The 10,106-nt window shown below is 29.7% G+C and carries 16 protein-coding genes; 9 read left to right on the top strand and 7 right to left on the bottom strand.

The window, feature by feature from the left end; all coding sequences use genetic code 11:
- Positions 1-345, top strand: a 345-nt coding sequence (locus B2X73_RS04055; RefSeq protein ID WP_291051821.1) for a hypothetical protein, incomplete at its 5' end; no start/stop codon positions are given.
- Here the strand turns inward: B2X73_RS04055 and B2X73_RS04050 are convergent.
- Positions 342-788, bottom strand: a complete 447-nt coding sequence (locus tag B2X73_RS04050) for a hypothetical protein (RefSeq protein WP_147279982.1) — start codon at positions 786-788, stop codon at positions 342-344. The genes B2X73_RS04055 and B2X73_RS04050 overlap by 4 nt on opposite strands.
- A gap of 23 nt (positions 789-811) precedes the next feature.
- Complete coding sequence (locus B2X73_RS04045; protein WP_115000270.1) at positions 812-1,294, bottom strand: hypothetical protein; 483 nt, start codon at positions 1,292-1,294, stop codon at positions 812-814.
- Between the two features lie 505 nt (positions 1,295-1,799).
- On the opposite strand from B2X73_RS04045, the gene B2X73_RS04040 reads away from it, so the two are divergent.
- Positions 1,800-2,144: a hypothetical protein gene (locus tag B2X73_RS04040; protein ID WP_221854443.1), complete on the top strand. Its 345-nt coding sequence runs from the start codon at positions 1,800-1,802 to the stop codon at positions 2,142-2,144.
- A gap of 55 nt (positions 2,145-2,199) precedes the next feature.
- On the opposite strand, the gene B2X73_RS04035 is transcribed toward B2X73_RS04040, so the two are convergent.
- Positions 2,200-2,421 carry a heavy-metal-associated domain-containing protein gene (locus B2X73_RS04035; protein ID WP_038335762.1) on the bottom strand — a complete coding sequence of 74 codons (222 nt, stop codon included), beginning with the start codon at positions 2,419-2,421 and terminating at the stop codon, positions 2,200-2,202.
- Between the two features lie 149 nt (positions 2,422-2,570).
- On the opposite strand from B2X73_RS04035, the gene B2X73_RS04030 reads away from it, so the two are divergent.
- Positions 2,571-3,893 (top strand): solute carrier family 23 protein, encoded by a 1,323-nt coding sequence (locus tag B2X73_RS04030; RefSeq protein WP_221854442.1) that lies wholly within the window; start codon positions 2,571-2,573, stop codon positions 3,891-3,893.
- A 66-nt stretch (positions 3,894-3,959) separates the two neighbouring features.
- Here B2X73_RS04030 and B2X73_RS04025 read toward each other — a convergent pair whose 3' ends face one another.
- Positions 3,960-5,009 (bottom strand): 2Fe-2S iron-sulfur cluster-binding protein, encoded by a 1,050-nt coding sequence (locus B2X73_RS04025; protein WP_125349352.1) that lies wholly within the window; start codon positions 5,007-5,009, stop codon positions 3,960-3,962.
- Positions 5,010-5,108: 99 nt separating this feature from the next.
- Between B2X73_RS04025 and B2X73_RS04020 the strand changes: the two genes are divergently transcribed.
- Positions 5,109-5,474, top strand: coding sequence for a methylglyoxal synthase (locus B2X73_RS04020; RefSeq protein WP_019973715.1), 366 nt, complete (start codon positions 5,109-5,111; stop codon positions 5,472-5,474).
- 110 nt (positions 5,475-5,584) lie between these two features.
- The gene (locus B2X73_RS04015) at positions 5,585-5,980 is read left to right on the top strand and encodes a hypothetical protein (RefSeq protein WP_125349351.1); all 396 of its coding nucleotides are present in this window, start codon (positions 5,585-5,587) and stop codon (positions 5,978-5,980) included.
- 53 nt (positions 5,981-6,033) lie between these two features.
- On the opposite strand, the gene B2X73_RS04010 is transcribed toward B2X73_RS04015, so the two are convergent.
- From B2X73_RS04010 to B2X73_RS04000, 3 genes are all read right to left on the bottom strand, one after another.
- Positions 6,034-6,465 (bottom strand): hypothetical protein, encoded by a 432-nt coding sequence (locus B2X73_RS04010; RefSeq protein WP_125349350.1) that lies wholly within the window; start codon positions 6,463-6,465, stop codon positions 6,034-6,036.
- Positions 6,466-6,559: 94 nt separating this feature from the next.
- Positions 6,560-7,216 carry an NAD(P)-dependent oxidoreductase gene (locus tag B2X73_RS04005; RefSeq protein ID WP_125349349.1) on the bottom strand — a complete coding sequence of 219 codons (657 nt, stop codon included), beginning with the start codon at positions 7,214-7,216 and terminating at the stop codon, positions 6,560-6,562.
- Between the two features lie 53 nt (positions 7,217-7,269).
- Positions 7,270-7,677, bottom strand: coding sequence for an RrF2 family transcriptional regulator (locus B2X73_RS04000; protein WP_221854439.1), 408 nt, complete (start codon positions 7,675-7,677; stop codon positions 7,270-7,272).
- Between the two features lie 108 nt (positions 7,678-7,785).
- Between B2X73_RS04000 and B2X73_RS03995 the strand changes: the two genes are divergently transcribed.
- The 4 genes from B2X73_RS03995 to B2X73_RS03980 all read left to right on the top strand — a co-directional run.
- Complete coding sequence (locus B2X73_RS03995) at positions 7,786-8,361, top strand: Crp/Fnr family transcriptional regulator (RefSeq protein ID WP_125349347.1); 576 nt, start codon at positions 7,786-7,788, stop codon at positions 8,359-8,361.
- Entirely contained in the window at positions 8,354-8,953 is a 600-nt protein-coding gene (locus B2X73_RS03990) for a hypothetical protein (protein WP_219035245.1), read from the top strand. The genes B2X73_RS03995 and B2X73_RS03990 overlap by 8 nt, the downstream gene beginning before the upstream one ends.
- 80 nt (positions 8,954-9,033) lie before the next feature.
- Positions 9,034-9,789: a DUF4241 domain-containing protein gene (locus B2X73_RS03985; protein ID WP_038335748.1), complete on the top strand. Its 756-nt coding sequence runs from the start codon at positions 9,034-9,036 to the stop codon at positions 9,787-9,789.
- Positions 9,790-9,892: 103 nt separating this feature from the next.
- Positions 9,893-10,106, top strand: a 214-nt coding sequence (locus B2X73_RS03980; RefSeq protein WP_291059145.1) for a hypothetical protein, incomplete at its 3' end; no start/stop codon positions are given.

Genomic DNA, 10,106 nt, shown 5'->3' with positions numbered 1-10,106 from the left:
AATCAAAATGCACAACGGGTTGATTCTTCTAACTTTTATCAAATTAAAATTAATTATCAAAAGACAAAACAAAATTTTTATTTGATAGTAAATTCAACTTATTTAATCTTTGCTTGTGTAGAAAAAAATAGATGCTTTGATTTGAAATTTATTGACTTTCCTATTGAATTAATTTCACAATTAAAAGCCGAAGTAAATTCAAGTTTGATCCTTCTAAATCCAAAAGAATTAAATAAAAAAGTAAACATTTCTGATTTAGAATTATTAGGTGAATCAGAAATTAAACAGATCAATTATTGGAAAAGTAAAATACTGGGAGAGATTGTTTTCAATTGTTTTGATTAAACTTTTCGTTTAATAATTTTCTTACGTTTTCTTTTCTTAAAAATAATTCGAATTAGACGATAACCATATGTTACCTTTTTATTTTTTGTGATAATAGGAAATGCCATTGTGCACATCAACGAAATACAAGCAGTTGTACCTAATGCCCCTCCATAACCATTGAAAATTTTGCTCGTATAATGCAATAAAACTGCAAATAAAATTGGAGAAAAAACTAACGAAAAATAACTAATATTTATGGTTGATGATACCATTCCAATGAAAGTTCCGCCAATTACATACAACGGAATATTTTTGGTATAAAACTCTGGTAAAATTGTTGGAAAAAAATAGAAAAATCCACCGACAATCATTGCAATCATTGCAGAGGCACGAACTGGACCTTGTTTGAAACGAATGTTTAATTCATATGTTGTTAATGAAGCAATTATTGAAAACATCATTAATATTAAAAATTCAATAATCATTAGCCAATAATTAATTTAAACAACAACATACTCAACAAAACGCCTATAAATGCTAATGTTCCTAGCTTTCCACCCACACCAACAAATAAAGATTTTGTAGCAAAAAATAACAAGGCAGTAAAAACTCCAGCCGAAATAATCATCCAATAAACATACTGAAAATCAAGCGAAGTCATCCCAATGAAAGCACCACAATAAATTGGTCCTGCAATTTGTTTTAGATATTCTGAACGAGAATTAAACTTCGTTAAAAAAGAACCTAAAGTTCCTATAATTCCTGCAGAAAAAACACCGCCTAAACCTAATTTATTATTGATCAAATATGTAATTATTGCTGCAATAGGAATCCATAAAACCAAAGTTTTACGATCAAAAGAATATTCGTGATGATGCAGTGGAAACTTGCGGTAAACCACAATCAAAAGTAAACAAATTGCAGCAATAATGTAAGGAACAAGATAATGTTCTATTCTTTCGTTCATTATCGAAAATAAAAACAGAAACTGAATTATAAAAATAATCAGTATCGTGACAAATTTTATGATGCGTTTGGTTTGCACAATTATTTTTTGAAGTTGCAAAGTTAGTGACTTGTTTTAACAAAATAGAATAATTTTTATCAGTAAAGTTGTAAAAATTTCTTAAACTTAAGAACAATATGAAAACACTAGAAAATTTGAAATTTCAACATCATTTAACAAAGAATCTATTGAATGATGAATTTTAACAATTCGTGAGTTTCCACAAAAAATTCAGAATGAAATCACCTCTCTTTCAGAACCTAAATTCGAACAATAATATCGTTCTGAAGGCTGCATCAACGTTGGGTTACTTTGTTAAATTCTTTTGTTGAAAGTGATTGGGACAAAAAATTTCGTCATCAGTAAACAAATCTTGCGATTTATGCTTGGAATTGCAATCATCATTTGGCGCATATACAACAAGCTAATAAAAGTTAGTGTATCTTTGCAAAACATAATCTAACTCATGAAATACATCAATTATTTTCTATTATTTTTATCTACAATCATTAGTATTTTTCTGTTTTTTGTAAGCGCTAATCAAATTGAAGTTGTTCCGAATAAAAATGAAGGTTATAAAGGTGAACAAATTATGCTCATTGAAAAATCGAACGATATACAGTTTGTGAAAAATATAGCTGAAACTTCGGTAGATAAATATGATGTAATGTACAATCAATTATCTGATTTTGCAGCAAAAATGAATACTTGGATTATTTTATTATTTATTCTTCAACTTGCTATGGGCGTACTTTTCTTTCTACAATTTCGAAAAAATAAAAAATCTCAAGTCAACACAAGATTAACTTGAGATTATATTGACTTAAACTATCACAAAAAATAAGTCATTCTACCTAAAAAAATATCTATTCCTCAATTAATTCAGCTGAAAAACCAACTTCCTCAATTGTATCAATAATTTCTTCGTCTGTTGCTTGATTAATTTTTACAGACAAAACTTTGTCTGGATTATCAGTATCAACTTCCCAAGCTTCTAAACCATCTAACTTATCTAAAAAAGGTTTCACTTTGCTCACGCAACCACTACAATTTATATTTGTTTTGAATTTTAATTCTTTTGTTTCCATAACTCTTTGATTTTTGTCTTACAAATTTCGATAGAATTGTTCCAAAACCATTTACAAGATTTCGCTAAATAGTTATATGATTTCTATACTTATTAATCGTTTTGAGCTACTTTTGCATTCAAACAAAACAATTTCAATTTCTTTTACAAATGAGTCAACAAAATGACCAAAATATTATCTTAGCGATCGACGAAAAACCGAAGTTAGGACAAGGTATATTATTAAGTATACAGCATCTTTTTGCAATGTTTGGTGCAACAGTTTTAGTTCCTGCTTTGACAGGAATGTCTCCAGCAATTGCATTAATTTCGAGTGGAATCGGAACTTTAGTTTTCATCTTAATTACACGAGGAAAAGTCCCTTCATATTTGGGATCTTCATTTGCTTTTATCAATCCAATTATCGCAATGAAAGCTTTAGAAACAAACCCAGAAAGTGGAATTGCGACAGGAAGTTTCTTGGTTGGTAGTTTTTTGGTAGGAGTTACTTATTCATTGGTCGCACTATTTATAGCAACGGCAGGAACAAAATGGTTAATGAGACTTTTACCCCCTATTGTTGTTGGTCCAGTAATTATGGTAATTGGTCTGGGATTAGCTTCTACAGCAATCAAAATGGTGACAAATAATCCTTCTGGTGAATATGATTTAACCTATGTTATAATTGGTTTTGTTACCTTAATTATCACGATAATTACAGCAATTTTCAGTAAAGGTTTTTTGAGTGTAATTCCAGTTTTGGTCGGAATTATTGGTGGATATCTTTTTGCAATTACGATGGGAGTTGTCGACCTAAATCCTGTTATAGAAGCTAAATGGTTTATGATTCCAGATTTTACCATTCCTTTTGTAGATTACACACCAACTTTGTCTTGGTATGTTATTTTCTTAATGATTCCGGTCGCAATTGTACCAATCGCAGAACATATCGGACATCAATTAGTTTTGAGTAAAGTCGTGAACAAAGACTTAATCGAAGATCCAGGTCTTGATAAATCGATGTTAGGAGATGGTATTGCAACAATGATTGCAGCTTGTTTAGGTGGACCTCCAAACACAACGTATGGCGAGAATATTGGTGTTTTAGCCATTACAAAAGCTTTTAGCATTTATGTATTTATTGGAGCAGCATGTTTTGCTATTTTATTTGGATTTTGTGGTAAAGTTTCAGCTTTATTAAGTACAATTCCAACACCAGTTATGGGCGGCGTTTCTATTTTATTATTCGGAATTATTGCTTCGAGCGGATTAAGAATGCTAATCGAGAATAAAGTTGATTTCAAGATTAAACGAAACCTTATTATTTCCTCTGTTATTCTTATCATTGGAATCGGTGGTGCAGCAATCCACATTGGAGATTTATTTTCTTTAGAAGGAATGGCTTTAGCTTCTATAATTGGAGTTGCTTTAAATTTGATTCTTCCTGGAAGAGAATTTGTCTCATTCAAAGAAATGTTTGATGAAGAAAATTAAATTATCATAAAATAAAAAGACGAAAATTTATAATTTCCGTCTTTTTTTATTAGATATTTTTTGTTCTTAAACTTCGTCAAAATCAATTGCTAAAGTAGCTGTTTTTGGACGAGAAATACACGCTAACGTCATTCCTTCTTCATAATCAGAATCTGTTAATACATAGTTGTCTCCGATATGCACTTCGCCTTCCGTTATCTTACACATACAAGACGAACAGACACCACCTTTACATGAATAAGGCGCATCAATACCAGCGTCTAACATTGTATCAATCAAATTTTTTCCTCTATCCCAAGTCACTTCAGAAGTTTCTCCATCAAGTGTTACAGTAACTTGAACCGTTTGAGGTCCTTCGTCATGTTTTGTAAAAATATCTTCTGTTTTCACTGAAGGATTAAACATTTCGAAATGAATATGTTTCTCGATAATTCCCGCTTCATTGATTTTCTTCGCTAAAGTCAAAATCATTTCTTCTGGTCCACAAACCATTGCTTCATCGACTTCATTGATATCAATAATTTGATTCAAAATTAAATCAAACTTCTTCTCATCAATTCGTCCGTTGTAAATAAAATTCTCTTGATCTTGACGCGTATAGAAATGATGAATAAAAACATTGTTTGGATATTTTTGTTTCAATTCTGTCAAACGCTCTTTGAACATGATTGAGTTTTCATCTCTATTTACATAAAAAATATGAAAATTTACCCATTCTTCAGTCTGCAAAGTAAACTCTAACATACTCATAATTGGCGTGATTCCACTACCCGCCGTAAAAGCTAATAACGTACGTTTTTCGTTTGGTTTTGTTGGAATTGTAAAACGTCCACTTGGTGTAGAAACTTCCAATTGATCACCAACTTTTAGTTCATTTGCTAAATAAGAAGAAATCTTTCCATTTGGTTGAGATTTAACCCCAATGCTCCATTTTTTATCATTAGGAGATTCACACAAAGAATAATCTCTTCGTTCTCCATTAATATTAAGAGTGATATATTGTCCAGGTAAAAAATTGTATTCTTCGTGTAATTCCTCAGGAACATCAAACGAAATTTGAACAGCATCAGCCGTTAATTTTACAATTTCTTTTACTGTTAATAAATTAAATTTCATAGTCGTATACTATTTATAATTCTTAAAACAACTCGTTATTTAAGATTGTTCTGCTAACTTTGTACAAAAGTAAGATTTTAGATTAAATAGAAAAAATATATGGAAATAGCATTGATCGCTCATGATGGAAAAAAAGCTGAAATGGTCAATTTTTTAATGAAACATAAAGAAGCTTTAAACAAAAATAATATCACATTTATTGCTACAGGGACTACAGGAAAGTATGCAGAGCAAACTGGACTAAAAGTAACGCGCTATCTATCTGGTCCTCTTGGTGGTGACGCGCAAATTGCCGCTCGAGTTGTAGAAGGAAAAACAGATATGGTTTTCTTTTTTAGAGATCCGATGGGAAAACATCCGCACGAACCAGATGTAAATATGTTACTGAGACTGTGCGATGTACACAATATCCCATTAGCTACAAACCCAGCGACAGCAGAAATGTTATTGGATCATTTGAAATAATTATTCTTAAGCTAATCTTAAGTTTATTTTGGTTGTTTTGGTGGATAATTTATTTAATATTGAATAGAAATTTTAACTGAATATAAATAACAATTCAAAACCAAATTACAATGAATTTAATTAAAAAAACAGCTATCGCGCTTAGCTTATTTGCATTTACTGGATCTACTGTAGCATTTGCTCAAACTAAAACTCCAACTAAAACTGCTAAAACAGAAATGGCAAAAACAAAGGCTACAACTGATAAAAAAGTAACAGAAACAAAAAAGGATGTAAAAGCAACTACAACTAAGAAAACTGATGCAACTGCTAAAACAGTCAATGACAAAAAAGTAGCTTCAGAAAAAAAAGTGGAGAAAACGACTACTCCAAAAAAAGAAACAAAAACGACTGTAGCTAAAACAACTACTGCAGGGACTTACAATGGACACAAAGTTTATGTAGGACCAAAAGGTGGAAAATACTATATCAACGATAACGGAAATAAAACGTATATCAAACAATAGTTTTTATCCTAATAAAAATAATAAAGGCTGTCTATTTGTTAGGACAGCCTTTTTTAAATTATATTTTTATAATATATATTTTCTGGATTTTGAGGATCGATTAAGATATCGACATCTTTTCCTTTTTTTAAAATCTCATTTGCATTAACATCTCCAAAATATTCAAACTCTGTATAGTAAATTTTCTCATTATTAGGATGTTTATAAAAGACTTCAACTATATAATCTGGCAAATGATTTTCTCCTAATAAACCTCTTTTTATTTCAATAATATGTGCTTTTACTTTTACTCCTTTATTTAATAATCTTGAATGATTTAGGTAATCAAATAAATTGACGAAACCTAAATACCCCATAAACAAACTACAGAACAGAAAAACTACTCCAAGTAGTTGATTAAAAAATACACCAAGATTTAGAAAAGAGCATATTAGAACAAATCCTAAACTTAGGATTAAACTTCCTATTGCGATTGACAATTTCATTATTCTTGTATTTGTTATCTGTTTTTCACAAACCGTACCAAAAACAAAAAATTGTCCTATAAAAATAATTTTATTGTAAATTTACTCAAATATCTTAATAAGCTGCTGTAAATCTGCTTTTTATATGATTTGCATTTTCTATTTCATCTGCAATCACCACTGCAACATCTTCCACAGACAAAATACTACGCCCTTCTGCATTGAAAACTGGTACATCATTGCCTAAACGATATGTTCCTTTTCGCTCTCCAGATGTTCCTTGATGCATTTCTGGCGCTGGAGAAAACATTGTCCAATCCAACTCATTATCTTGTTTCAAGATATTATAATAATCTCTCGCTGCCAAAGCGCCTTGTTTTATTTGTTCAGGAAAATCTGGTGTGTCTACAATTTGTAATTCTTTTTGATCATTCACATACAAACTTCCCGCTCCACCAATAACAATCAAACGCTTTACACCAGCTAATTTAGTTGCTTCTTCAATTGCTTTTGCACCTTTCAAATAATCCTCATAAATATTTGGATTTGCCCAACCTGCATTAAATGCACTTACAACTACATCAGCACCTTTCAAATCTGTCGCCAAAGCCTGTACATCGTTTACATCTAACGCCACTTTTGCTACATTTTTACTATCTAAAACCTTGTCAGTATTTCGTGCAAATGCTTTGATAGATTGATTTCTATTTACCAATTCTTCTACGATATGTGAGCCTACAAAACCTGTTGCTCCAATTACTGCTACTCTCATTTTATTTAATTTTATATTGTAATTAATTTTGTTACATTTAAAGATAAAAAATTTTACTGAAATTCATCAGAAAATTGTTTTAAAGTTTTATGATTTAACGATTTAATTAAATCTGATTCAGCATTATCAAATAATCTTTCAAGATTGTCATTCATTTGTTTACCAACTGGACATTCTGGATTGGTATGATTCATTCGTCCAAAAACATTTTCTTGATTGACAATTTTATACACATCACCTAACAAAATATCAGCAGAATTTTTAACTAAATAAATTCCTCCTTCTTTACCTTTTTTCGAATCGATAAAACCTGCTTCTTTCAAGAATTTTATTTCACGACGAACCACAACAGGGTTCACATTAATACTTCCAGCAATAAAATCAGAAGTAATTAATTGTCCTTTAAATTTTTCAGTCAAAACTAAAATATGAATCGCCGTTGCAAATCTTAAATTATTCATTTCTCTAAATCGATGGGACAAATTTAGTACAAAATTTTCAATTGTAACAAATATTGATACAATTTTATTGATTAATTTCTCTTAAATTTGTTGCACATTCCTATACATATGGAAAATTATAAAAAACATTTATCAAATATTATTGATCTCACAGAAGAACAATGGGTAGAAATTGAAAAATTTTTGGTAGTAAAACACATCAAAAAGAATGAATTTATTTTAGAACCTGGTGAATATTCCGAAGATTATTTTTTTGTTGAATCTGGTGTTATTCGTTCTTATACAATAGATGAAAACGGAAAAGAACATGTTTTACAATTCGGAACAGAAAATTGGATTGTAAGTGATAGAAATAGTGCTTTTTGTAAGCAACAATCAAAGTTTTATATTCAAGCAATAGAAGATTCTACCGTTATTTTATTGAATGAAAAATTAAATAATCTAATCACTCGATTAAATCCAAATTATTTAGCTGCTCAAAATAAATTAATTCAAAATCATGTGCGCAGTTTACAAGATCGTATTAATTTATTACTTGGTGCATCTGCAAAGACTCGTTATTTAGAATTTATGCGTCTTTATCCCAACCAACTTTCTCGCATACCACAATGGATGATCGCCTCATATTTAGGCATCACACCCGAAAGTTTAAGTAGAGTTCGTAAAGAAATAGCACATGGATAGTTATAGTTTTGAAATTTTTGTACCAGAAAAACCTAAAAAAAATAATAAACAAATTGCGAAAGTAATCTTATCATTTCTCGCCGTTACTGTAATTAGTTTTGTGTTTTTGGAGCTGAAAGTTTTTAAAAATCAAACGTATTATTACATTTTTATTGGGCTTTTAGCTACTGCTGTTGCTTATTGGAATGGTTATTTTAAAAGACCTACTACAGAATTGAAAGGTAATTTTGATGGAAAATTGACATTTACAAAAGATACAATTTCTGTAAAGGATCAAACTTTTTCAATCAACGATTTATTTTCTATTGTCATTGATAATGAAGATTACAAAGGAAAAGCTGTAAAAGAATTTGGTGAGTTCGAAAACCCAGAAGGTTCGCACGGAATTAGTAATTTAATTACATTAAAAACAAAAGATAATCAATTTGTTGAAGCTTATTTTTTACAAAAATCATTAAATGAATTTTCTAAAATCGAATCATTTTTAATTCAATATTACAAAAACAATTTACTTTCTGAAGATGATTTAATTTCGATCATGCATTTAGAATATGATATTGATAAGAACGAGTTGAGAAAAAAATTAAGATAATTTAATTTTTCACTAACATATAAAAGTTAAGCTAGTCTCATTATTTAATGTAATTTTGTACCACTTAAAAACAATAATTTATGCAACCAACAGCAGAATGGTTAAAAACTTGGGAATCTAAAAGAGAATTCACTTTAGCTCCTAATGATTTAGAAAAATATTTTACAGATAAAGAAATTGGAGGTGTAGAAATCGACCAAATCGAAATGGGAGAAGTTTCTTTACCATCAGGTAAAATCTTTGTAAATGATCCTTTGGGTGAATATTTATCAATGGACAAAGATCCTTATTTCCTTGAAACGCCAAAAGGTAATTTTCCTGTAACTGCAAGCATCGTAAAATTTGAAGACGATGGTGATGTTGAGAATTTGATTGGTTGTATCAAAGTTGCTTTTACAAACGAAAAACCTGTTCGTTATGAAGAAGCAATGAAAGGAATTGAGTTGATTGACGAATTACAAGAAGGAGAATATTTTGGTTTTTCTATTGAAAGTGGTTTAGCAACAATTGTTGATGCAGAAGCAAAAGATTCTTTTGTAAAGTTTATTGATGAATTCGAAAGTAAAGGTGATGTAAATTTATATGATGATTATTTCAATGCATTATTTGTAGAAAACGCTAAAAATAATCCGAAATATCAATCAGAAGAAGGAGATTGGATCAATTGGACAATTCCAAATACAGAATTCAAATCGCCAATTTTTCAAGCTGGTTTTGGTGAAGGAATTTATCCCGCTTACTTTGGATACAATGAAAAAGGAGAAATTGTTGCATTTTATATTCAATTCATCGATGCTGAATTAGAAGATTCAGAAGATGATGATGAGTGGTTGTAATTAATTTTTTAGATCAAATAAAATTTAAAATCCTTCAAGAAATTGAGGGATTTTTTTGTTTAAAAATATGTATTTTAACATATTGTATATCATATTAAACAGAATGAGAAAACTTCTTATTAGCATATTTATTATAGAAACAATAAGCTGTTCTAAGAAAATTGATTATCAAAATACAATTTCAGCAATAGAATCCAATCAAGATTTATTTGATGATAATTACAGTTTAAGAGGGAAAACTAATATTTTTTATAATGATTCTATCCACTACTTTTATTTGGAATACGATACAATAGAATACCCGTTGTGCATTTTGA

The sequence above is a fragment of the Empedobacter sp. UBA7252 genome (assembly GCF_002472765.1).
Lineage (GTDB): Bacteria > Bacteroidota > Bacteroidia > Flavobacteriales > Weeksellaceae > Empedobacter > Empedobacter falsenii_B.
This window is presented reverse-complemented; position numbering and strand designations above follow the sequence as displayed.